Annotated in this window: 20 protein-coding genes and 1 tRNA gene; 5 read left to right on the forward strand and 16 right to left on the reverse strand. The window is 46.4% G+C overall.

Features of this window, described 5'->3' with window-relative positions; translation table 11 throughout:
* Positions 1-4: 4 nt before the first annotated feature.
* From Q369_RS0117990 to Q369_RS0118030, 9 genes are all read right to left on the reverse strand, one after another.
* Positions 5-826, reverse strand: coding sequence for a class I SAM-dependent methyltransferase (locus Q369_RS0117990; protein WP_051664131.1), 822 nt, complete (start codon positions 824-826; stop codon positions 5-7).
* A 114-nt stretch (positions 827-940) separates the two neighbouring features.
* Complete coding sequence (locus Q369_RS0117995) at positions 941-2,236, reverse strand: sensor histidine kinase (protein ID WP_031529174.1); 1,296 nt, start codon at positions 2,234-2,236, stop codon at positions 941-943.
* Complete coding sequence (locus tag Q369_RS0118000; protein WP_031529175.1) at positions 2,233-3,606, reverse strand: sigma-54-dependent transcriptional regulator; 1,374 nt, start codon at positions 3,604-3,606, stop codon at positions 2,233-2,235. Before Q369_RS0118000 ends, Q369_RS0117995 begins: the two co-directional genes overlap by 4 nt.
* A gap of 207 nt (positions 3,607-3,813) precedes the next feature.
* Positions 3,814-4,980 carry an ABC transporter permease gene (locus Q369_RS0118005; protein ID WP_031529176.1) on the reverse strand — a complete coding sequence of 389 codons (1,167 nt, stop codon included), beginning with the start codon at positions 4,978-4,980 and terminating at the stop codon, positions 3,814-3,816.
* A gap of 299 nt (positions 4,981-5,279) precedes the next feature.
* A complete protein-coding gene (locus Q369_RS0118010; protein ID WP_031529177.1) occupies positions 5,280-6,524 on the reverse strand; it encodes an ABC transporter permease in 1,245 nt (414 codons plus the stop codon).
* Positions 6,525-6,638: 114 nt separating this feature from the next.
* Positions 6,639-7,301: an ABC transporter ATP-binding protein gene (locus Q369_RS0118015; protein WP_031529178.1), complete on the reverse strand. Its 663-nt coding sequence runs from the start codon at positions 7,299-7,301 to the stop codon at positions 6,639-6,641.
* Positions 7,302-7,461: 160 nt separating this feature from the next.
* The gene (locus tag Q369_RS0118020; RefSeq protein ID WP_035333680.1) at positions 7,462-8,904 is read right to left on the reverse strand and encodes a TolC family protein; all 1,443 of its coding nucleotides are present in this window, start codon (positions 8,902-8,904) and stop codon (positions 7,462-7,464) included.
* An 8-nt stretch (positions 8,905-8,912) separates the two neighbouring features.
* The gene (locus Q369_RS0118025; protein ID WP_031529180.1) at positions 8,913-10,157 is read right to left on the reverse strand and encodes an efflux RND transporter periplasmic adaptor subunit; all 1,245 of its coding nucleotides are present in this window, start codon (positions 10,155-10,157) and stop codon (positions 8,913-8,915) included.
* 167 nt (positions 10,158-10,324) lie between these two features.
* Positions 10,325-11,611 (reverse strand): asparagine synthetase B, encoded by a 1,287-nt coding sequence (locus Q369_RS0118030; RefSeq protein ID WP_374754357.1) that lies wholly within the window; start codon positions 11,609-11,611, stop codon positions 10,325-10,327.
* A gap of 147 nt (positions 11,612-11,758) precedes the next feature.
* Between Q369_RS0118030 and Q369_RS0118035 the strand changes: the two genes are divergently transcribed.
* Both Q369_RS0118035 and Q369_RS0118040 read left to right on the forward strand, forming a co-directional pair.
* The gene (locus Q369_RS0118035; RefSeq protein WP_031529182.1) at positions 11,759-13,003 is read left to right on the forward strand and encodes an ABC transporter permease; all 1,245 of its coding nucleotides are present in this window, start codon (positions 11,759-11,761) and stop codon (positions 13,001-13,003) included.
* Positions 13,004-13,117: 114 nt separating this feature from the next.
* Positions 13,118-13,201: transfer RNA gene (locus Q369_RS0118040), tRNA-Leu, on the forward strand.
* A 249-nt stretch (positions 13,202-13,450) separates the two neighbouring features.
* On the opposite strand, the gene Q369_RS0118050 is transcribed toward Q369_RS0118040, so the two are convergent.
* Complete coding sequence (locus Q369_RS0118050) at positions 13,451-13,924, reverse strand: DUF1572 family protein (RefSeq protein ID WP_031529183.1); 474 nt, start codon at positions 13,922-13,924, stop codon at positions 13,451-13,453.
* A gap of 207 nt (positions 13,925-14,131) precedes the next feature.
* Between Q369_RS0118050 and Q369_RS29775 the strand changes: the two genes are divergently transcribed.
* Positions 14,132-14,605, forward strand: coding sequence for a choice-of-anchor Q domain-containing protein (locus Q369_RS29775; RefSeq protein ID WP_310589012.1), 474 nt, complete (start codon positions 14,132-14,134; stop codon positions 14,603-14,605).
* Positions 14,606-14,906: 301 nt separating this feature from the next.
* Here Q369_RS29775 and Q369_RS0118060 read toward each other — a convergent pair whose 3' ends face one another.
* From Q369_RS0118060 to Q369_RS0118070, 3 genes are all read right to left on the reverse strand, one after another.
* Entirely contained in the window at positions 14,907-16,097 is a 1,191-nt protein-coding gene (locus Q369_RS0118060) for a tail fiber domain-containing protein (protein WP_051664132.1), read from the reverse strand.
* A gap of 9 nt (positions 16,098-16,106) precedes the next feature.
* Positions 16,107-17,081: a T9SS type A sorting domain-containing protein gene (locus Q369_RS0118065; protein WP_031529186.1), complete on the reverse strand. Its 975-nt coding sequence runs from the start codon at positions 17,079-17,081 to the stop codon at positions 16,107-16,109.
* An 86-nt stretch (positions 17,082-17,167) separates the two neighbouring features.
* Complete coding sequence (locus Q369_RS0118070) at positions 17,168-17,545, reverse strand: hypothetical protein (RefSeq protein ID WP_031529187.1); 378 nt, start codon at positions 17,543-17,545, stop codon at positions 17,168-17,170.
* Positions 17,546-17,555: 10 nt separating this feature from the next.
* Here Q369_RS0118070 and Q369_RS0118075 point away from each other — a divergent pair, with 10 nt between their 5' ends.
* Together Q369_RS0118075 and Q369_RS0118080 are read left to right on the forward strand one after the other, a co-directional pair.
* Entirely contained in the window at positions 17,556-18,185 is a 630-nt protein-coding gene (locus tag Q369_RS0118075; protein ID WP_157488239.1) for a hypothetical protein, read from the forward strand.
* A gap of 275 nt (positions 18,186-18,460) precedes the next feature.
* Positions 18,461-18,877, forward strand: coding sequence for a hypothetical protein (locus tag Q369_RS0118080; RefSeq protein WP_031529189.1), 417 nt, complete (start codon positions 18,461-18,463; stop codon positions 18,875-18,877).
* A gap of 205 nt (positions 18,878-19,082) precedes the next feature.
* On the opposite strand, the gene Q369_RS0118085 is transcribed toward Q369_RS0118080, so the two are convergent.
* From Q369_RS0118085 to Q369_RS0118095, 3 genes are all read right to left on the reverse strand, one after another.
* Positions 19,083-19,997: a helix-turn-helix domain-containing protein gene (locus tag Q369_RS0118085; protein ID WP_031529190.1), complete on the reverse strand. Its 915-nt coding sequence runs from the start codon at positions 19,995-19,997 to the stop codon at positions 19,083-19,085.
* Positions 19,998-20,006: 9 nt separating this feature from the next.
* Positions 20,007-20,936, reverse strand: a complete 930-nt coding sequence (locus Q369_RS0118090) for an alpha/beta hydrolase family protein (protein WP_031529191.1) — start codon at positions 20,934-20,936, stop codon at positions 20,007-20,009.
* Positions 20,937-21,110: 174 nt separating this feature from the next.
* Entirely contained in the window at positions 21,111-22,037 is a 927-nt protein-coding gene (locus tag Q369_RS0118095) for a LysR family transcriptional regulator (RefSeq protein WP_031529192.1), read from the reverse strand.
* Positions 22,038-22,057: the final 20 nt, after the last annotated feature.

Here is a 22,057-nt window from a genome sequence, read left to right on the forward strand (position 1 = left end):
CTGCTCATAGCCCGTTGAGCTTATTCTTAATGTATTGCCAGTCATGACCGATCAGGCTTTCCATTTCAATGCGCTCCTTTTCATCATTCCTTCTGACATATTTCCTGGCTTTACGAAGTAAAAACGGTTCCCGCACAACGGGCGTAAAAAACGGGTCGGTTTCCAAAAATCTTTTTGTGAACAAATGAGTTGTAGTGCCATTTGTGTAAAAATAGCAACCAAACTGCCTTGCCAGATATTGTAAAGCTTCGATGGTATAGAACGAAATATGTTGGCCTGTCTCACCTGAGATATAGTACCAGTCTGCTATCCGGTCAATGTTCTCAGGGAGAATTTCGGTAGTGAAAAGAATGTTATCGGCTAATTGAAGGATATCGTTTATCTCCCGATATGGATCAACCAAATGCTCAAAAACCTCAAAGGCTGTAACAAGCTCGAACTGAGTATTTCCTGTTAGTTGATTCAAATCGAAGTACTCGGCGAAGAGGTTAGCACAAAATTGATCTGTGTGGTAAAACTTAAAACCTTTATCCCGCATCATACGCGTAAACAACCCGTACCCTCCTGCGTAATCCAGAAAGCGCTCATTGTAGTCAAAAAATTTGATCAGGAGCTTCTCTGTCAGATAAGCCAGGTTGCAGTTTCTGCGGACAAGGCCAACATCCAGTTTTGTAATCGCACTTTGATAAGCTTCATCCAGCCAGTAAGGCTCCTCAGTTTGAATGAACCCCGTTTCCTTACATCGGTAATAATTAACATCGTACTTCTGAAGTATCTTGGCTGAAAACAGAAGCTCCGTTTCGCCACCCGTGATCTTACTTTTCATGAACCGATAGAATGCTTACTTGTTGGAAGTCCAAGAAGCATTTTCTAAGATCAGAAATCCAGATTCGTTTAATTAAAGGAGGAAATGAGATTTTGAAAGGTCGGGTTGCATTGATCATCCCTCCATTTCAATCCGAAAAACGGTCCAGCCGTCTTCTTCCGTTTTGAGAGAGAAGCCAAAATCGTGGTTTACCAGGATTTCCTTTGTCAGTGTTAAGCCAATCCCCTGCCCGTCTTTTTTGGTACTGAAAAACGGATTAAACAGACTCGCATTCACTTCATGCTCAATGGGAGCGCCATTGTTTTTGATCAGCAGCAGCGACTGTGTCAAATGGACTTCGATCACATTGCCAGGCACGCAGGCCTCGATCCCATTCTTGATCACATTCACCAGAACATGCTCCATCTGGCCAGTGTCAACATTCTGAATAATACGCTCATCCGGCAAGTAAAGCTGAATGGCGACCTGCTGCTCGGAAGCCGCTGCCTGCATGAATGTACTTACATCGCGAACCAGCAAAGACAGGTCGGTAGGTGTACGGTTGGGCGTAGGTAGCCTGACCACATCGGCAAAATTGCGCATAAAGCGGGTAAGCCGCCGGTTCCGCTCCGACGCGACCCCAAGCGCCTCTTTGAGTTCGGTAAAATCCGGATCGGTCAGGATATTTCGGGTGGTTTGTAAGATAGAATCAGTAGCGCCAAGCGTATTATTCACTTCATGCGCCATCATCCTGATCACTTTTCCATACGCGTTCTTTTCAGATTCGAGCAGCTCATTCGTCAGCTCCTCTATCATCAAAAAAGATCTTTTAAAACCCTTATCCATGAAATGCGAGCGTTGCACCTTAAACGTCACCACGCCATTTGTTTTCACCACACGCGAGTCTCCATCCTGCATATCCACCAGCTCGTGCAGCAGCGGCAGGCTTGTTTCATTCAATGCTTTTCCCCGCAGTTCAGCTGATACCGGGCCAAACTGTTCCTGTGCTTTGTGGTTCAGCGAATCGATCCGTTCGTCGTAATCTAAAATAACGATGGAGATCGGCGATGCTTCAATGAGCTTTTCCAAAAAGAAATGCTGCTCGTGCAGGCGGGTACGCTCTTCCCGCAGCTGATCGATCATCAGGTTGTAAACTTCAATGAGCGTGTCAATCTCACCTTTGCCCGTCGGCACGAACTTGATCGAAAAATCCTTATCCTTGATCGCCTCGATCCCGGATTTCACAAATTGGATAGGTTGCATAAAGTTTCGGTACAACTGAATGGATGCGGCGGCAGACAACAACAGGAATAGCTCGGAAGCAATGAACGCAGGCTTGTTTGCAGACAGCAGGTTGGCAACCAAAATGATTAACACCAAATGCAGTACCGCAATGTAGCTAATGTATTTGGCGCGGGTCGATAGCTTCATTGTTCGTCGGGATCGAAGGATATGCCATACTTTTCAAGTCTGCGGTAAAGTGCAAACCTGGTAATACCCAGCGAGCGCGCCACTTTGCTGATCTTGTTCTGATGAAACTGCATTGCTTTACTGATCATCTGGTATTCCATTTCTTCCAGCGTAATACTGCCTACTTCCGGCAGGTTTTTCGCTGCAGCAGGCTGGCTTCCCGCAGACAGGTTTTTCTTAAAATCGGCTATATCCAGCGTGTCTTTCGGAGATAATAGTACAGTCCTTTCGACCAGATTTTTCAGCTGACGAATATTTCCCTGGAGTTGTAGCGTTTTCAGCCACTTCAATGCAGCCTGACTGAGTTGCAGGTCGGGGCGCTGGTAAATGGTTTTAAGATTATTCACAAAAAACTCGGAAAGCAGCGGAATGTCGTCGGGCCGCTCCCTGAGTGCGGGCAGCTTCACGGTGATCAGGTTGATGCGGTAGTAAAGGTCTTCTCGGAAAGTACCGAGCGCGACCATTTCTTCCAGGTTACGGTTGGTAGCACAAATCACGCGCACGTCCACTGTCCTGCTTTTACTGCTTCCCAGCGGCTCAAATGTTCTTTCCTGCAAAACACGCAGCAATTTTACCTGGCTCGGCAAGTCAAGCTCCCCGATTTCATCCAAAAAAATGGACCCTTTATTGGCCATTTCAAATCGCCCGATCCGGTCAGACTTTGCATCCGTAAACGCGCCTCTGACGTGACCAAAAAGTTCGCTCTCGAACAAGGTGGACGAAATCCCGCCCAGGTTAACCTTCACAAACGGACGCGACTTCCGTTTACTGTTGGAATGAATCGCCTCTGCAATCAGCTCCTTTCCTGTTCCACTTTCACCGGTAATCAATACCGGCGCATCGGTAGCAGCGACTCTTCCCACAGTGGAGAGTATTTCCAGCAGCTTAGGATCTTGCCCGACAATATTTTCGAGATGATACTTCTGTTCCAGCTTTCGCCGGGTTTCGGATTTCTGCTCCTGCTGCGAAAGATTCAGGATCGTACGGACCGATTGTAGCAGGTAATCATTTTGCCAGGGTTTTGTAATGAAATCGATGGCCCCTTCCTTCATACCCCTCACTGCCAGATCGATAGTCCCCCAGCCTGTTATCAGAATCACCGGGACAGCCGGGTAACTTTTCTTAATCCGCTGCAACAACTGCATTCCTTCCTTTCCCGAAGTTTCAATTGAAAAATTAAGATCAAGCAAAATCAACTCAGGCAAAACTGTGCGCAAAACCTCAAAAACCTCCTCCGGCAAACCCACACCCTTCACATCAAACCCCTCGCTTTTAAGGAGTAATGTCAAAGAAGTACGAATTGCAATATCGTCGTCAACTATCAGGAGCATTTTTCTGGTTTCTTTTTGCCCTAAATCCCTGAAGGGACTTTGGCGTTCTTACTGGGCTGGTGCAGGAATACCTGCACATTCTCCATCCCCACGGCCCGTTCCACAACAGCATATTCACTAACTCACTAACTCACTCGTTCATCGCACCGGCGACCCGGTCATTCTTCGCGACGGCGACCGCTCATTCACTCATTCAATCATTCAAAATTACTCCTCATGCAGCGCCACCGCCGGGTGTATGCTTGCGGCTTGTTTGCTGGGGAACCAGGCGCAGAGGGTTACAATGATATAAATAACTACGATTGCGGCCAAGATCGCGGTGATATATACTTCATTGTCGAGGTCGAAAACGTGCATGAGCGGGAATTGGACTGCAAACAAGAGGCCAAGAATGAGACTGAAACTGGCGAGTACCCATATTTCGCCCAGAAACTGAACAGCTACTTTTCCCTCGGTCGCGCCCATTGCGCGCCTCAGTCCTATCTCATTTCTTCTTTTACCAATATTGAGGTTTAAAATTCCAAAAAGTCCGAGGGCTACATTGGTCAGCAAAAATCCGCTTACGATCAGGAATATAATTACCGGCACGAGCGTCAGATTATGCCTGTTTTTCAGAGATTCTGTCAGGTAACTCACCTCTATCCCCCACCCCGGCGCCATCAGGGCAATATCTTTCACAAGCCTCGCTTCGAAATGCGCGTCTGTTCCTGGTTTGGTTTTGATGAGCACGTTGGAGTTCCAGGCATCGTCTTTTCTGATCAGCTGAAACATAGCCGGGCTGTCGGACATGAATTCACCTTTTGCCTTGAAACGCTCCACAACCCCCACTACCTTGAACGAAGACTTGTCGGGCCCGCCTAATACTTTTCCCACACCCACTTCATCCTGAAACAGCTTGTCTTCCAATGCGCGATTGATCACCACAGGAACAAACTTGGAAACCAGATCAGCCTCGCGGTACCACCTTCCCCGGACAGTGGGCAGGTCGATGGTTTTAGACAATTCTGCATCGCTGTAATAGAAATCGCTGCCGACATTTACCTTTTTATAGCTTACCGAATTGCTCATCTGATTGGCCGAAAACGGTGTGTTACTGCTCATCCTAGACGCAGATTCCACTTCCGGGTAGGTCCTGATCCGCTCCAAAATCCGGTTCAGCTTACCTGCAACATTGACCGTATCCTGATTATTCGCCAAATCGACAACCCATACTTTTTCATACTCAAAACCAATAGGCTTCATGTAATTACGAACATTGTAGACAATCAGCGAAAGCACGCCGAATAAAACCAGGAACGAAGCCCATATCTCCACGATAAGCAAAGCATGAGCCCCTTTTTTGTTCCAAATCAATTTGAAAAGATGTGAGAGCATATTTAATGTTGAATGATTGAATGAGTGAATAAGTGAATAAAATTTTTGTCACCCTGAGCGCAGTCGAAGGGATTGTCACCCTGAGCACTCCGGGCCGCCGGGTCGCCGGTGCGATGAATGGTTGAATGACCGTGTCGCCGGTGCGTTGAATGAGTTTATGAGTTAATGAGTGATTAAAAGAATGTTGTGATGAATGACATTTGGTAATAGGAGGATCGATCTAAAAACTCATAAACTCATCGACTTATAAACTCCATTTAATCCTTCCTCCATCCTCCCGTTCCTCCTTCCTCCCCCTATCACCCCTTCAAAGCCTCCACAATCCTCAGCTTTGACATTCTGAATGCGGGGAGAACTCCGGAGAGTAGACCGAAGACTAGGCAGACTGCAATGCTGATTACAAAGACGGGCAGGTTGATCGTCAGGTCGGCGTAGGCTATCCAGCCGCTGGCATTGATCATTTTGATTATTGCAAAAGACAGGATTAATGCGAATGTGCCGCCGATGAATGTGATAAAGACGTTTTCAATGATAAACTGCCAGAGCAATGCTTTGGACGGTGCGCCGAAAGCTTTTCTGACACCAATCTCGGAAGCTCTTTCGAGTATCCTGCTCACGTTGACATTCACCAGGTTGATAGCAGGCAAACCCATGAACATGACAAGAACCAGCGTCACGACTGCGTAAAAGAGCAGCTTCTGTGAATCGGATCTTGCCAATGTATTGAGAAAATGGTCAAAGTACTTGTCAGCTTTTACGATCAGCACGGTAAACTTCTGCCCGTCCTGGATCTCTGCAAATGGAATACGCGAGATATTGCTGTCAAATTCTGATTGAATGGCAGGCAGGTCGGCCCGGTCTTTCGCGAGTACGATTGCGATGAATCGCCCGCGCATTCCCTTGTTTTCATAGTTGCTTTTGGGCGCAGTATAGGGGAAGTAAATATCCGAATAAGTGTAAACCCGCGTTGGAGGCCCGCCTCTTACCACGCCGATCACTTTATAGACTATGTTTTCAATTTCAATATTACGCCCAACCACAGATCCTGAACCCTGCTCAAAATACTGGTCGCGCAATGCGTCTGTAATCACGGCAACACGGTCCCCATTTGCAATATTGGTCTCGTTATAAGGCTTGCCTTCCAGAAACTCAAAACCAGTTACATACCAGAAATCAGCGTCGGTGTATTTGGTGTTCAGCTTGATCCGCTTCCCATTCACATAAGTGTTGGAAAAGCTGAAATTGGAAAAGATACTGACCCGCTCCGCTGATTTCAGGGACTTCGCATGTTTAACCAAAAAACCAAAACTAGCCGGTCCTGACGACATGGTGTTCATCGTGGAATCCGTTTGCATGACAGTCCCGATATAAAGCGACCTGTCGCGCCGCACCTCGGGATAATGCGTTCCCAATACATGATCCAAAAAGGAGGTCAGTACCATGAGCACAGTCAATGTAAGACTTATGCCGAACAGCGTGATAAAAGTATAGAAAGGATGCCGCAGCAGAACCTTCCAGGCGATTTTGATATAGTTAGCTAACATTGTGCTTTGTTGTTAAATCTTACATTTTTGGGAGGAAAAGGAGGATGGAGGATGGAAGATGGGCTTTTGTCCTTTTCTCTTCGTCCCTTTCCTCCTTTCTCCCCTTCCTCCATTCTATCCAACTTGCGTTCCGTCGAAAAGGCGGATTAGGCGGTGGGTCTTTTTGGCCATGGCGTCGTCGTGGGTTACCATGACGATGGTTGCGCCGTCGTTGTTCAGCTTTTGAAGGATACTCAGGATCTCATTGCCCATTACACTGTCCAGGTTTCCCGTTGGTTCATCGGCGAGGATGATTTCAGGTTTACCCACAATTGCTCTTGCAATCGCGACGCGCTGCTTTTGTCCACCGGAAAGCTGTTTAGGAAAATGCTTCATCCTGTTACTTAATCCTACTTTTTCAAGTGCTTCCTGCGCCAGTTCCCTGCGCTCTTTGCCAGAGCTGTTCCTGTAAAGCAGCGGAATTTCCACGTTATCTATCACCGAGAGGTCATTGATCAGGTGAAAGCTCTGGAAAATGAAACCTAACTTCTGATTGCGAAGCTGGGCCAGGTTTTTGTCAGAATACTGCTCGACGCGGCTGCCGTCAATTTCAATGTGCCCCTTGGAAGGCTCATCGAGCAAGCCCATTATATTCAGCAGCGTACTTTTCCCACAACCGGAAGGCCCCATGATAGACACAAACTCGCCTTTTTTGACATGAATATTAATGTTATTCAAAGCAAGTGTCTCAATGGAACTGGTCCGGTAAACTTTTTCAACATTTTGAAGATTAATCATGGCGGTTTTTTTTAATGATTGAATGATTGAATTTTTTTGGAGGAAAGGGAGGATGGAGGAAGGGAGGAAAGGTATTAATATTGATTTTGAAATAGGTCAGGTTTCCAACGGTAAACATTCATATTCCCCTTCGTCCCCTTCCTCCTTCTTCCCTTTCCTCCTAATACCCTATTTTCCCCTTTTTCTCAAAATCGTATAATGTTAACAATCTCAAACTATAATAGGACTGCCAGTAGTCTCTTAGTGCCAGCACGTAATCTCTTCGGGCGATGTCTTTTTCCTGTGTGGCTATGCCGAGATCGGTTACGCTCAGGTCGCTGAGGATGAATCTTTCTTTGGCGATCTGGTACCTTTCGGCGGCGATATCGTCGGCGAGGCGGGTGAGTTTAACCTGCTTTTGAAGCATTTGTAAAAGGGTTACCTGCGTGAATATTTCCTGTTCAAAGGTCAATTTTTCCTGCTCTACCGATTGTCGGGCAAATTCCTGGTTTGCGCGTGCTACTTCCGTCCTGGCTTTGTTGCGGCCCCACGTCATGATCGGCAATACCAGCTGCAATTCGACGAACTCACGATCCTGCGGACTGATATATACATCACCCGGCGCCCTGCCCTGGTTCGATAATCCGAAAGTGGCGACCAGCGACGCATTCAGGCCATTATCCTTGCGGGCAGACTGCACGTCCCGCTCCGCTTCCAGAAGCTTCCTCCTGAACCCGATTGCTGCTGATCGGTTTGCAAAAGCTTCGTCGAGCGCAACCTGGGTATCTACTTCAAACTCCTTTGTTTCCAGCGGGATCCCCAATGCAATCGCACGTTCGTCCCGCAAGCCCATAAACAATTTCAATTTAAGTGAGGCAACAGCCGCGGCCTGCTGGGCAGACGCCAGGTCTTTTTGCGCTGTGAGCAAACCCATTTGAAGTTGCAGAAGATCATTTTGCGAGATTTTACCCAGTTCCAGTTTATGCTGCGCGATTTTGTACAAAGTATCATTGTTACTCCTGTTCTTCTCGGCAATCTGCAAATTGACCTGCGCGACCAGCAGCTCGAAATAGTAGCCCGTAGCATCCAGCGCAATCTGCTCCATGGATTGTACAAACTGCTGGTTGCCTTCCTGGTATTTGAGCGGCTGGATCTTCCTGTCCCATTTCAATGGGTTGAATCTAAAAAGCGGCTGGTCAATGCCTATCTCAAAAGGTACCCCATTATACCGGGTTGTGTTTCTTGCAAAATCATCAAATCGCTGCATTTGCTGCTGCACGTAAACCTTGCCGCCGGTGAGCGCGATACTTTGGCTGAGTGACAATCCCAGCAATGCATTGTTGTTGGAAACGGGCTGAAACAGGATCGTACCATCGGGCTGCACTACTTCTATATAACTTCTTGTAAATCCCGGGATCGTGCCACTCAGACTAAGCTGCGGCTTATAATCTGCGAGAAAAGAACGGTACTGCCAGTAATTCGTTTTCTTCTGGGTAGCAGCCTGCTTGGAAGCAATCGAGTTCTCGCGTGCAATATCCACCACCTCGGGGAGCGTCAGCTGTTGAACTTGTCCGTAAGCGGAGAAAGTCAGAAGCGTAAATATGAATAGGAAGAAGTTTTTCATCGCCGCGCTCATTGAATGGTAATTTCTTCCAGATGTTCATACGCATTCAGGTCGCTGAGGATCACCTTTTCTCCCACTTTCAAACCGCTTTTAATTTCTACAAAATCGAAATTCGATAACCCCAGCTCAACAGCCCTGCGATACGCTACGCCATTTTGCAGGACAAATACATGCTGCTTTCTCTTCCCGGTAAATGCCGGCCCATTGGCTACGCGCAAGGTTTTGCTGCTCTTGTTGGTCACCACGTATACCTCTACTTTCATGTTGGGCCTGAGCGATTCATTTCTCGCATTTTCCAGTTGAATGGTAAATCCGATCACCCCGTCTTTCACGGAAGGCTTCACCTGGGCGATCATGCCGCGCAGTTCAGCTTCATTCACCTTGATAATGACGGGCAAACCTGTCTTAACCTGATCTGCATATACGTCGGAGCAGCTGCCTTCTACCCGGAAACTTCCCAAGTCAGCCACCTTGGCGAGCATTTCGCCTTCATTCACCGAGGAACCTATATTTTCATTGACCCAGGTAAGTACCCCTTTTCGATCGGCGACGATGTCGGCCATTTTCAGCTTATGCTGTAATTCTTTCAGGTTTTTACCTTCGATCTGCGCGCCAAGTTCGGTTTCTTTCAGGCTGGCGCCCATTGATTCGCGGTTGTAGCGCAGGTCGTTTTCCAACAGGCTTTTTTCAAGTTCCGCTATTTTCAATGCATTTTCTGCACGGGTAATGTCTTCAAAAGTACCGCCACCTACTTTTTGCAGGCGCTTTGCATCTTCAAAATCGGCGCGTAGTTTGTTAATGTTCAAAGACTTGATCCGGTCATTGATCTCTGCGTCGAACAAATCCTTATTCAACTTCATTTTAAGCTGATCGATCCCATTCCGCTTCAATTCTAGCTGGTCCTGGTAACGTTCAAACTCGATCTCTGTCAGCGACTTGTCAAGCTCCACCAGCGCCTGGCCAGGCTGAACCTGCGTACCTGGCGTGATCAAAATGCGCTTGATGCTCGCCCGGATTGGGCTGGTGAAAATTTGCTCGTAAGCAGGAATGATCTCTCCGCTTGCGGTTAATGTATTTTCAACATCTCCGGTTTCAACCACAGCAGTTCTGATCCGCGCGCTTTCCAACGTGCTGGAAAGCGATCTTCTAAAAAAGTAAATCACAAACCCGAGCGCGACGGCGGCTGCTACAATCAGCAGCAAGCGTCGATGTCGCGAGTTTTTCAGATAGTGGGGGGCGATTTCCCGGTCCATTGGAGGCTTTCGTTTTAAGTAAGGTTCATGGCTAATAGTACCTTACTTAATCCGAATATCATGCCAATTGATAAATCACTTACTAACAAGACTTTACCTCATTTTGCAAATGCAAAAAACCGTGCGGATCCGCACGGTTTGTGTGTTATAGAACAGGAAAATGGCTGCTAGGTTTTGAGCTTCTTCTTTTTTGCAGCCGGGAATAAGATGTTGTTCAAAATAAGCCGGTACCCTGCCGAATTCGGGTGCAGGTTCAGATCAGTTGGCTCCTCTCCCACCCGATGCTGGTAGTCTTCAGGATCGTGGCCGCCGTAGAATGTAAAAAAGCCTTTCCCATGCGTGCTGTGAATGTATCTGGCTTCTTTCGCTGACTTATTTTCCGCCAGGATGATCACTTCCGGTTTGATCAGCCTGTTTTTAAATGCAGTTGTTTGCCCCAAAAATCCTTTGATAATTGTCTTGTGATTTTGCGTCAGCATGCTGGGTACGGGATCCCATTTGGCAGAAAACTGAAAGAGCGAGAAGAAATCGTTTGACTCGTTCAATCCACGCTCGTCGGGCTGGTTATCAATGTCCGAGAATTCGATTTCGTAAGGGTACGGAATGGTTTTAAAATCCCGGAATGCGAACGTGTTATCGTAGTTCAGCTTGCTGTTTGCTGTCGGATCTGCCGGGGTACCATCATACATCGCATCCACGATATCAATCCCGTCAGCGGCGAGGGTAATGTCAAATGTATCCGTCGCATTGCACATCGCAAACATATATCCTCCTCCCGCCACAAACTCGGCGATCCGCTTGGCTACTGCCAGCTTCATTTGCGGCACATTGGCAAACTGGAATTTGTTTGCAGTTTCCTCAGCTTCTTTCTTTTGCTCGCGGTACCAGGGAAAATCCTTGTATTGATAAAACTTTCCGAATTGCCCCGTAAAATCTTCGTGGTGCAAATGCAGCCAGTCGTATTCCGGCAGTTTGGTGCTCAGTACCTCTTCGTCGTAAATCACATCGTAAGGTATCTCAGCATAAGTCAGCACCAGCGTCACCGCATCGTCCCAGGGCAATTTAGATTTGGGGGAATAAACCGCAATTTTCGGCGCTTTTTGCAGTTTTACTGCATCCATGTTCACGTCCGCAGCGCTGATCTGTGAGAGTATCTGCCCTGCTTGCCCTTCTGATATCACCTCAAAACTAACGCCCCGCACCGTCATTTCGGAAGCGAGCTGCTGGCTGTGCGCCACCATAAAGCTGCCCCCGCGGTAGTTGAGCAGCCAGTCCATTTCCATTTCAAAATTTTTCAATATCCAGAAAGATATTCCATAAGCCTTCAAATGGTTCTTCTGGCTTTCGTCCATTGGGATTAAAATCCTGTTGGACATCCCTTTGAATGAGACTGCCAAAAAAATGATAAGCGGGACAATCAGGCGTATCACTGGTTTGATTCTTTCCGGTTTCATGCGCAGTTTTACATATTGTAATGATTAAATATAGAAATAAAATCAACTCGTCAGAAACATAGACCGTCTGAAACGTTGATTGCTATTTCGGGACTCCGGTCTTTTTAACGACGAACAATACATTCTGGTGCATTCGCTATCCTACTTATGAATATCCGAGAAAATGTTGACGAAGGCCTCCGGTCTATTCAAAGTAACCTGCTGAGAACAGTATTGACCGCGCTGATCATTGCAATCGGCATTACTTCACTCGTGGGTATACTAACAGCCATTGAGGGAATTCAAAGTTCCGTAAACAGCAGCTTTGCGGATCTCGGCGCCAACACATTCACAATTCGAAACCGCTATGATGACGGGTTTTTCAGTCGTGGCAGGCGGAGCAAGCAATATCCAGCGATTAATTATCGCCAGGCAGTCGCATTTGCGCAGAAGTTTAAAGATTCATACGACGCCCGGGTTTCACTTTCCTCGGATATCGCAGGCGCAGTTCAGGTTAATTACCAGTCAAAAAAGACTAATCCAAACAGCAGTGTAGTTGGAACAGACGATCAGTATATCGGGATCAAAGGTTATAAGATCGATCAGGGCCGGAATATTGACCGCAACGACATGGAGAAGTCGCTGAATGTGGCTGTGCTCGGGCAGGAAATAGCACGCAAGCTTTTCGTGCGCGCCGATCCGATCAACAAGGAAATCACATTTATGGGCAGCCGGTACAAGGTGATCGGTGTTTTGCAAAAGAAAGGATCGCTGGGCGGAGACAATGACTCGGACCGCATCATTCTTATTCCATTGGAAAACGCACGCGGGCTGGCCGCAAACCGGACACTTGCTTACAGCACGACAGCCTCTGCCCCCAATATCGCCGACGGCGATTTTATTGTGGAAGAAGCCCGCGGCATCATGCGCACGATCCGCCACGACCCGCTTGGCAAGGAGGATTCCTTTGAAATTGATCGCGCCGATGCGATTGCAAAGGATTTCGAAGAAGTCTCGGGTTACCTTCGCCTGGGCGGTTTCGGAATTGGCATTATTACGCTACTTGGCGCGTCCATTGCCTTGATGAATATTATGCTCGTTTCGGTAACCGAACGGACCCGCGAAATAGGAATCCGTAAATCACTGGGCGCTACGCCGCGGGTAATCCGCTTTCAGTTTTTGATTGAGGCAATTGTGGTGTGCATTCTAGGTGGGATCGGCGGATTGTTCCTGGGAATTATCATTGGAAATGTGATCTCCACCTCCATCAGCAGCGACAGCTCGTTCGTTGTACCGTGGCTTTGGATGGCAATGGGAATCGCAGTTTGTGTGTTTGTAGGTGTGATTTCCGGCATCTACCCGGCTATCAAAGCATCGCGCCTCGATCCGATCGAAGCATTGCGCTATGAATAAAGAAGTTAGCAGCCTACCGGCATTTAAAGTCTGATTTGATACTAAATTTTTCTCCCTGAAACTTGCTTAATCTGTTTTTCTGTCTACTTTTGCACTCCCAACAAGTAAGAGAATGCCCAGATGGCGGAATCGGTAGACGCGTTGGTCTCAAACACCAATGAGGTTACACTCGTGCCGGTTCGACTCCGGCTCTGGGTACAAAAGCCCTTCAACGCAAGTTGAGGGGCTTTTTTCGTGTTAAAGTTCTATAAAAGCTTATTTTTTCGCGCTTTTAAGCCCAGTTACTTCTCTTTTATCGGGAGGGATGACCACCTGACCGAGTGCTCCGGAAGCGTCATCGGGGCTCAGACTTTTTGCAAATACTTTCTTTATTACCCCATAGTTGTATTCGCACCACATGCATTAGCAAAACGCTTAGCGGAAGACTACACAAGGCTTTTCGCTTCATCAAATTTCATTTTGGCCAACACCTGCTATCACAACTCTGCGGTGGTAATTTATCTGGCCTAAATGATAGGAAAAGTGGGTCAGTAAATGTTGCAAGATCAAATCCGTTGTCTGCTCGGGAAACATATCCAGAACTTCGCGCGGGTAACCTGATGCTAGCTTTTGTTCGTCCAGCATATTGATCGTTGCAGATACAATCTCTTTTAAAGTTTCAAGCTCGGACAATAGCTGCCTTTTTGTAAAGTACCTGCCGCTAAACTCGGCATCCCGGTCGCGAACGTAAGCAAAACCGCCGAGCGTGAGCCCTACATAAGTGCGCAGGTTGCCGATCAGGTGCTGGCAGAGATTACCGGAGCTATTCAAAGTGCCCGGCAGCTTCACCCATAGCTGCTCTTCATCGTGGTATTGCGCTATTTCATTGCTTAATTTGCTAAGATCCCTTGCAAATAAGGTTTGATAATTCTCCTTCTCCATTCCTGAGTTGTTTTAATTTTTCGGTCCGTGAAATTAGTTAATAGCCAGATATTCCTGCGTGCTATGTCCGTTAGTTCACAAGAAGCATTGTAGCCGTGCTGTTGAGATATGATTCTTAATATTTTTACATTCCTGTACCAAGTATTCACACGTTGTAATTTATTAATGGTCCGAAATATTGAGCTATTTTCAACGACGGCGATTTTAATGGTAACAGCAGCCCACTCATTCGTTAGTTTTCGGAGAATTAGCCGCCCTGTGTTGACCAATTGTGTAGTATGGGGTAACGGCGAGACCAGTACCTTCAACAACCAACAGGGTGCTCTCATCCTGACCAGTTATTGCTTATTCGAATCGACGATAACAGGCTATAACGCCGGAACGGGCAACCTGACCACCACCAATTCGCCGTTTGTAAACACAACCAATTGCCGGCTTCGTATGGGTTCAGAGGCCCTAAACGCAGGTGACCCCAACAGCACCAGCGCGATCAATGGAGCCACCGACCTTGCGGGCAATCCCCGTTTCGATGGAGGACGCATCGATATGGGTGCCTATGAGTTCGACGCCACTGCCTTGCTCGTCTCGCTTATAAGTTTCACAGCTCAGGTTGAGCCAGCCCACTCCGTGCTGCTTCAATGGCAAAGTACACCGGTTGGTGGTGCAGTAAGCGTGCCTTAGATTCCGTTAATGCCAGATTGACTTCAAGGGTCTGTATGGACAGTGAAGGGTGTAAAACAAACAAATGAGAGAAAGATTGAGAGGTCAGAGAGTACAGAAAAAATGACCACCTACCGTACTGAGGTCAACATGCAGCTAGGGTTCCGGATTTCATTTTCAGACACTTAACTGAGAAATTTTCCTTAGGTTGTAAAGCAGCTGGTTCGACATTTGTTCCGTTGCCGGTACGAAACGGAACTTAGACGAAAAATCGTCAAAAGTTCCGTTTTTTGCTTTCTGTCTTCAGCCAGCGTCCGCAAACTCATCTTGAAGTAACTACTTCTTCTTTTTGTCGGGCGTCTGACATTCTGTTCTCCAATGCGGCCATCTTTCCGTCCAGTGCTTCCAGCCTGGCTTTAAGTTGCTGGTTTTCTTCCAGCAGCGCTTTGGTGCGCTTTTCGAGGGCTTGTATAGCCGCCATATTTACACCATCAATGTCGGACGAATTAATGGTCGTGTCGCTGCCAATTCCATTGAGTCCAAATGCGGCGTAAAAGTCCTGCGCCATCGGACCAATGTGTCGGGTTGTGGTCGGCTGACTTTTGTAATTCCAAGTGGTCACCGGCATTTTAGCCACTTTTTGCAGGATAGTTTCGGCATCAAAAGTATTGAAGTTTTCTTTTTTGCGCTTGTCGCTTACTACATTCCAAGACCCGCCTCCGGCAGCCAAGGTTACACCGGAAGTCATTTGCTGATCCGTAAAAAGTCGCATCCCACCAGAAAATCGCATGGTAAGCTGGTTAATAGTAGTACTATATGCACTGTCGGAACTGAATGATGCGCTTGCGTCACTTATTACAAAAGATCCACGATGGCGTGTCCGTGCATTCTTGCCCAATGCAGTTGAAAAATCTCCCGAGGCGGAGTTTACCAAGCCGATTGCAACGGAGTAAGAGCCCCTGGCGATAGACGGCCCAATTGCAATGGATCCCATTCCAGTTGCTACGGATAAGGACCCTAGTGCCAATGCATCATTGTTAGCAGCTTCCGCGAAATAACCTAATGCCATTGCGCCGATGCCGGAGGCAGTGCCGTTGACCGCCATGGACCTTTCTCCAACAGCATTACTGCCAGCGCCTAACGCCACCGAGTAGTTACCAGACGCGATACTGGATTGACCGACAGCAAAAGAGCTTTCTCCAGACGCACCCGTGTTGAACCCCACAGCAAAGGAATAGTTGCCAATGTTGTTGTCATTCCAGTTAGTACTTGCTCCGCCCCCCACATATCCTGCGCGAAATGCTGCCCTGTCTGCATACCACATCATGCGGCGGCCCTCACCGGTTGCGGGAATACCGGACGGGCTTAAACTAACGTCCCCGGGGGCTGAAAAAAGAACGCTGCTGTCTGCAACGTGAAGACCGGCCTTAGGGGTTATTGTACCAATTCCCACCTGGCCGCTGGCGTAGAAGGAAACTGCAATAAATAGAGAGGATAGGATAGATTTTTTCATTGTTATGATTTAGTATTTAAAAATTTTTACAACATCCTTTTTACCGTCTGCCATTTTGAAATGTAACAGATAGATCCCTGCCGCATAATTTTCCATATTGACCTCCTGGCCGTCAACAGGCTTGGGAAGATTCAGCAGGTGCTGTCCTGTAACATCAGTAAGTTCCAGACTAACTGCATTTTTAGCTGCGGCAATGGTGAATTTGTCTGTTAGCGGATTGGGATATACGCTGGCTATTTCCACAGACCCAAGATCAATGCTGCGGATAGCGCTATAGGCATAGCTTCCGTCGGCATCTGTCATTTTCAAGCGATAATACTGTCGGCCGCTCCGCGGGGCGGCGTCCTGAAAAGAATAGTCCTTTAATTCCTTGCTGTCTCTGGAGGCACTCACCTTACCTAAGAAATTCCATTTGCGGGCATCGATGCTTTGCTGGACTTCGAAAAAGTCGCTGTTTTCCTCCGCCGAAGTTTGCCAGTTAAGCCATGTCATGCCTTCCATGCGGTGCGCCCGGAATGCAACCAGTGTCACCGGCAAAGCGCCTTCCTGCGCAGCTGTAACGGATGTAAAGTTTGTCAGGCTGGCGAGATTGGCAAATATGTAATGTGAAACTGGATCCACTACGCCACCAGTGGTTGTAACAAAGGTCTGATTACCATGCGCCAGCTGCAAAGTGCTTTCATTATTCCCATTCAAATCGCTGGTTAAATATTTCAGTCCAAGATTTCCGACATAGTCAACAGGCTGACTAAACGTGTAAACCTTTGCAATACTCGCCGGATTGCCTGTTACAGGTGTAGCGGAGATGGTCAGCTTGTTTGAAGCAATGGTGAAATCAGCAGCTGGCTGCATCGTCAAGCCATTCAGGCTGACCTGTGTCCCCGAAGAGATGAAGAAACCCCCGGCACCCGCAAAAAACTGCGCCTGCACCGGTTTAGCGGGAAGCCATGCCAATTGTAAAAGGATAAGATAGTACTTTATCATAGTAAATAGTTTAATGAAAAAGAATTTAGTACTTGAATAGGCAAAAGCTATCGTCGAATTAATTCTAACCTCATTGTTTTAGAATCTTAGCTATTCGAAGTAGTCGAAACGTTATCATTTAAAAAGAAAAAAATTGGCTGGCGTGCCCCGTTTATACTTCTCAGGAAAGCTTTATAACCGTATATTGTGTTGAAAGTGCGCCGATCGGCAAGAGGGCAGCTATCATTTGTACTCCATTTTTCGGACAGCCACTTGTTGTTGTATCTTTTTTCCAGCAGCAATTCTTTCCATTCAAAAGGAAGCTGATTGTCGAGTCCATCATGAGGTCTTCGCTGAGGCGGTTTCTTGTTACCTGGAATCTCTTTGGCTCGCCCGGTATCGGTAGTTGTTTTAATAAATGTTCCAGTACTATCGCTAAAAAAATCACTTACAAAAGCAATGCTAAAATCAACGATCTCCTTCATTTTATTAATCGTGTCTGTGTCGATTTCAAGTGCCCAGGATATAGAAAAACCGTTAGCCTTTTATGCGAATACTACTGATTTTTTGAACCGAAAGGAGGTTAACACTAAGGCAATTATAAAATCTGAAAGTGACCGGCACGTACATACCAAAAAAATTCTCAATCCTGCGACTAGTAAAAAGAACAGAGGCTTATTGCCATGGGCAATCCGATACAACGATGTTGACTATTTTAATTTAGGATATTCAGACGATCTGCAAAACTGGAATATGTTTGCCCGATTTGATATAGTTGGAAGATTTTCAGCAGTTTTTATTGACAAAGATTCTCCCAAAGAGTTCTTTAACAAAACAGCTCACGGAGCCAGTTTAGCAGGCTTACTGGCGACAGAGTCCACAAAGTGGAACAAAGGCTGGATCGATCATAAAGGTGAGAAAAAGAGAATTTTGCTTATTAACGCAACTGTTTATGTACCCAGGGACTCTCCAAGAGTGGAGGATGGCTGCCTAGGCAACTATTTAAGTAAGGGTCAATTAAGAGAACTGATCGAGACAAACAAAATCGATATACAAAACAAAGAAGTAAATGAGCTGTCTTTTGAAGAGGTGGTTGAAGTGATTCACAAGTTGAACAAGATCTAACACTTCGTCCAGCAGCTGCTTTCGCTATCGAAAACACCTACACTACATTTTAACCCGTAATAACGCGTGCGGTCGTCTCCCGGCTGATCAATGTAGCTGTATCGGTGATTTCCACTTCCGTTTGCATCACAGTTGCTATTGTTGGAAAGTTTTTAGCATTGCTGCTTTACTGGATTTCGAAATTGTCTGAATCCTATTTCGTTTTAACGTAGTAGATTAAATTTAACATTCTGATAATCTAGCATATTTTTTATTTGTGGTAAAACTGAATTTTTATGAGAAAGACCGTTTTATTACTTGTCATTTGGAGTACCTTTTTTGCCTGCCAGAAAGATGCTGATGAGGTAGTGTTACCGGATATTTCTGGTATATATCAAATCACCACCCTTGATAACATAGAAGGTGAGACGCTCAACTTTCCCCAACTGATGGATGGAAAGGTTGCTATTACATCCGAGTTGGAAATTACAAAAGTAGATGAATACCAAATTAGTATTCTACGAAAAGGGATTGCACTGGGAACACCGTATACAGATCCTTTAGGTTTATTTGATATTCGAAAAGGTGAGGGTGAATACATTGTCTACAAGGATGGTTTATACATCGGCAGTATAAACGGTAACAAACTGTATCTGAATTTTGCAGGTAAAAGCAGAAATACACATATCGCCTCCATCCGGGCCAGCAAATAATTGGTAGATTCTCTTCATCGGCACAAGTTGTACCAGATGGCAAAAAGTCTCATAAACGTCCGTTTTGTTATACAAAAAAGGATCACGTTTTGATACGTTTTTGGGCGAAAAAATATCTTAAATCGTTATCTCGGATTTCATCGTATCTTTTTTGTCTGTCGCACTGAGTTCCTGAGACAATCTAATAATTACACTCATACATACTCTAATTGAAAGAACGCCTGAAATCCAAAGGCGATACACTGGTTTTGAGCTTGAAAAGTTTGCTAAAAGACTGGGGATGTTCGAAGCCTAATTCATACGCTATTTCACTTATCGAAGCGTCGCTTGTTGATAACTGTTCCTTTGCCTTTTCAATCAGGTGGTTATGAATATGCTGCTGCGTATTTTGCCCTGTAAGTGATCGCAGCATATCACTTAAATAACTCGCACTCACGTTTAACTGCTCAGACAGAAATTGGACAGTTGGAAGCCCCTGCTTTTTCGCGGGTGGTGACTGAAAGTAGGCGTGTAAAATGCCTTCTACCTTTTGAAGCAGATCGCTGCTTACCGCCTTACGGGTAATAAATTGCCGGCTGTAAAACCGGTTGGCATAATTCAGCAGCAATTCGATCTGAGAAATAACAACGTCCTGGCTGAAATTATCAATTCTGTCTTTTAATTCTTCTTCAATATTTTCAAAAACAGAAATGACCGTGGTTTTTTCTTTCTCCGATAAGTGCAGCGCTTCATGAATAGAATAGGAAAAAAATCCATACTCTTTAATCTTCCTGGCGAGTTCGTAACCCAATAAAAAATCCGGGTGAAAAAGTAAAGTATAACCGGATTGATCACTAAGTGGGGCGTGACCTCCTGTGATCTGATTTGGCGAAACAAAGAACATTCCCCCCTCATCGAAATCGTAGTAATGCTGCCCGTATTTAAACTTCCCCTGGAAGTTCATCTTATAGGAGATCTTGTAAAAATTCAGAATGTGGGGACTGGGAAGTCTTTCCAGCGGAATGGTCCCTGCAGCATTATTGATTAAACTTACCAATGGGTGCATAGGTGCCGGTATGTCCAGCGCCTTATGCAACCTTGATAAGGAATTGAATCGATGGTTAGACATCTCATCCTTCATATTGTCTGTTTATAATTTACTTTCAATGCTGCCTAATGCACCCGGTACGCCGTTAAGCGCTTTCTTGGCGTTTTCCCAACTTGGATCGTTCGGATCGAATGTACTCCGAACATACGCAAGAATGCTTTCACAAACAAAGGCAACACGTTCCGGATTTTCATCACTTGTCTCGCGGGCATCGTACCCTGATATGCCACCAAAGATGTGTTCGGCGCCGAACACGGTCAGCAGGTCCTTCGGACCGGGACTTTGATAATAAGCGTCCGCACGCCAATTGTCCACATCAGAGAACATGAGGTTTATGTCTTTGTCCCCATTCACAACGAGTGCGGGTAAAGTCATCGTGCTGAAATTGCCGGCGGCCAACACAGGATAGTGCTGTCTGTTGACCCCGTTAAATCCTTCGGGTCCACCAGAGGCGCCAATCAGCACCCGCGCCTTTAATCTCGGTTCTGCGGCATTCACTATTTTACCTGTTGCGGGATCAGTTACCTCCATGCCAGCCAGCATGGCTACGGTCTGGCCGCCCATGGAATGGCCGATCGCAGCAACTTTTTCTTTATCGACTCTTCCGGTTAAGCCAGGTACTGTTGAAATAATTTCGTCTAAATGATCCAGGATAAATTGCATGTCCGTTGCCCGTGAACTCCAAAACAAGGGTGCTTCCGGAAGCGATGACGGGAGCCCAAGTGCTCGGGAATTTTGATGAGTAGGTTGAATGACAACAAAACCATTTGCCGCGAAGAAATCTACCATGGGGCCATATCCTCTGTATGAAGAGAGAAAGTTAGAGGGCCCATGTCCATGCGAAAGAAGTATGACCGGCAGGTTGTTTCCGCTAGCAGGAGCAGAAACTTTTATTTCAAGGTCTACGTGACGGCCGGCAACTGGTAATACAACCGGACTAAAACTCATGATGGGTGTTTGTGACTGTTTCATTTTTATTATTGATTTTGAATTTTGAGATAGGCAAAGGTCATCAGCCTTCGTCTCCTCGGCGTAGTGAAATCGGGGCATTGCGTAGCCAAACTCAGGAAATGAATCCATCACCTGATGAGGGATGTTGGAGGGAAAGTAAAGAGGTTGACAAGCATTCACGTGGCGGCAAGCTTATCAGTACATTTGAAACCATTCAAAGTGTTTACTGATCAGATTGGCCCTTTCCAGTTTTAAAAATTCCAGATAGGCTTTCGCTACGGGTGAAAGTTTTTTCTCTTTCAGCCAGACCAGGCTCCACTCCGTCCTGATCGGCAAGCCCTTGATCGGTAGAATTTTAAGCGTTCCGTTTAACAGCTCATTTTTTATACCAATCAGAGGCATGATAGAATATCCGAGCCCCGCCAGAACAGCCTGCTTTACAGCTTCATTGGAGGTTAGTTCCATTCGCTTTCGCGCTTTCAACTGCGCATTTTCCAGATATCGCTCCATGGTTTGCCTTGTTCCCGATCCCGGTTCCCGGTAGATCAGCGGGAGGTCTTCCAGCGCGCTATGCTCGATCAAACCTTCCCCGGAATGGCTGCTATCCGCATTACCCACCAGGAAAAGCTTGTTTTGCAATAAAGGAAGATGGTCGATCTGGAGCTTGTCCGGCAAGATCGACACGAGTGAAAAGTCGACTTCATTGTTCTGCAAGCTCGCCACTACCCTGGCCTTATTCGTCACATCCATGACCAGCTCAATGCCTTGGTGAAGCCTCAGGAAATCAGATAGAAAATAGGGCATCACGTACTTTCCGGTCGATACCACTGTCAGTTTTAAGCTGCCGGTAAGCTGACCCAGATAAGCCAGGTTTTTATGCTGGATCGCATTAACCTGGTCGAGGATCTGCTCGGCTGCCTGCGCAATCTCCCTGCCAAATTCTGTGATAAACAGGTTTCGTCCAATCACCTCCGTTAATGGGATATCAAATTGATTTTGAAAGTTTTTCAACTGGATCGAAACAGCTGGTTGCGTCAGATTCAATGCCTCTGCCGCCTTGGTCACGCTTTTAAGCCGACTTACCACCAGGAAGATCTGCAACTGATTAAAGGTATAATGCATAAATAAATCTTATGGATATC

Origin of the sequence: Dyadobacter crusticola DSM 16708 (assembly GCF_000701505.1) — a bacterium.
GTDB classification, from domain to species: domain Bacteria; phylum Bacteroidota; class Bacteroidia; order Cytophagales; family Spirosomataceae; genus Dyadobacter; species Dyadobacter crusticola.

Excerpts from the sequence above, each read along its gene's own strand:
- Q369_RS0118095 (WP_031529192.1), bottom strand. The coding sequence starts at position 22,037 with ATGCATTATACCTTTAATCAGTTGCAGATCTTCCTGGTGGTAAGTCGG.
- Q369_RS0117995 (WP_031529174.1), bottom strand. The coding sequence starts at position 2,236 with ATGAAGCTATCGACCCGCGCCAAATACATTAGCTACATTGCGGTACTG.
- Q369_RS0117990 (WP_051664131.1), bottom strand. The coding sequence starts at position 826 with ATGAAAAGTAAGATCACGGGTGGCGAAACGGAGCTTCTGTTTTCAGCC.
- Q369_RS0118085 (WP_031529190.1), bottom strand. The coding sequence starts at position 19,997 with ATGAAGGATGAGATGTCTAACCATCGATTCAATTCCTTATCAAGGTTG.
- Q369_RS0118035 (WP_031529182.1), top strand. The coding sequence starts at position 11,759 with ATGAATATCCGAGAAAATGTTGACGAAGGCCTCCGGTCTATTCAAAGT.
- Q369_RS0118065 (WP_031529186.1), bottom strand. The coding sequence starts at position 17,081 with ATGATAAAGTACTATCTTATCCTTTTACAATTGGCATGGCTTCCCGCT.
- Q369_RS0118020 (WP_035333680.1), bottom strand. The coding sequence starts at position 8,904 with ATGAAAAACTTCTTCCTATTCATATTTACGCTTCTGACTTTCTCCGCT.
- Q369_RS0118005 (WP_031529176.1), bottom strand. The coding sequence starts at position 4,980 with ATGCTCTCACATCTTTTCAAATTGATTTGGAACAAAAAAGGGGCTCAT.
- Q369_RS0118080 (WP_031529189.1), top strand. The coding sequence starts at position 18,461 with ATGAGAAAGACCGTTTTATTACTTGTCATTTGGAGTACCTTTTTTGCC.
- Q369_RS0118015 (WP_031529178.1), bottom strand. The coding sequence starts at position 7,301 with ATGATTAATCTTCAAAATGTTGAAAAAGTTTACCGGACCAGTTCCATT.
- Q369_RS0118010 (WP_031529177.1), bottom strand. The coding sequence starts at position 6,524 with ATGTTAGCTAACTATATCAAAATCGCCTGGAAGGTTCTGCTGCGGCAT.
- Q369_RS0118070 (WP_031529187.1), bottom strand. The coding sequence starts at position 17,545 with ATGAAGGAGATCGTTGATTTTAGCATTGCTTTTGTAAGTGATTTTTTT.
- Q369_RS0118060 (WP_051664132.1), bottom strand. The coding sequence starts at position 16,097 with ATGAAAAAATCTATCCTATCCTCTCTATTTATTGCAGTTTCCTTCTAC.
- Q369_RS0118090 (WP_031529191.1), bottom strand. The coding sequence starts at position 20,936 with ATGAAACAGTCACAAACACCCATCATGAGTTTTAGTCCGGTTGTATTA.
- Q369_RS0118000 (WP_031529175.1), bottom strand. The coding sequence starts at position 3,606 with ATGCTCCTGATAGTTGACGACGATATTGCAATTCGTACTTCTTTGACA.
- Q369_RS0118050 (WP_031529183.1), bottom strand. The coding sequence starts at position 13,924 with ATGGAGAAGGAGAATTATCAAACCTTATTTGCAAGGGATCTTAGCAAA.
- Q369_RS0118030 (WP_374754357.1), bottom strand. The coding sequence starts at position 11,611 with ATGAAACCGGAAAGAATCAAACCAGTGATACGCCTGATTGTCCCGCTT.
- Q369_RS0118025 (WP_031529180.1), bottom strand. The coding sequence starts at position 10,157 with ATGGACCGGGAAATCGCCCCCCACTATCTGAAAAACTCGCGACATCGA.
- Q369_RS29775 (WP_310589012.1), top strand. The coding sequence starts at position 14,132 with ATGGTAACAGCAGCCCACTCATTCGTTAGTTTTCGGAGAATTAGCCGC.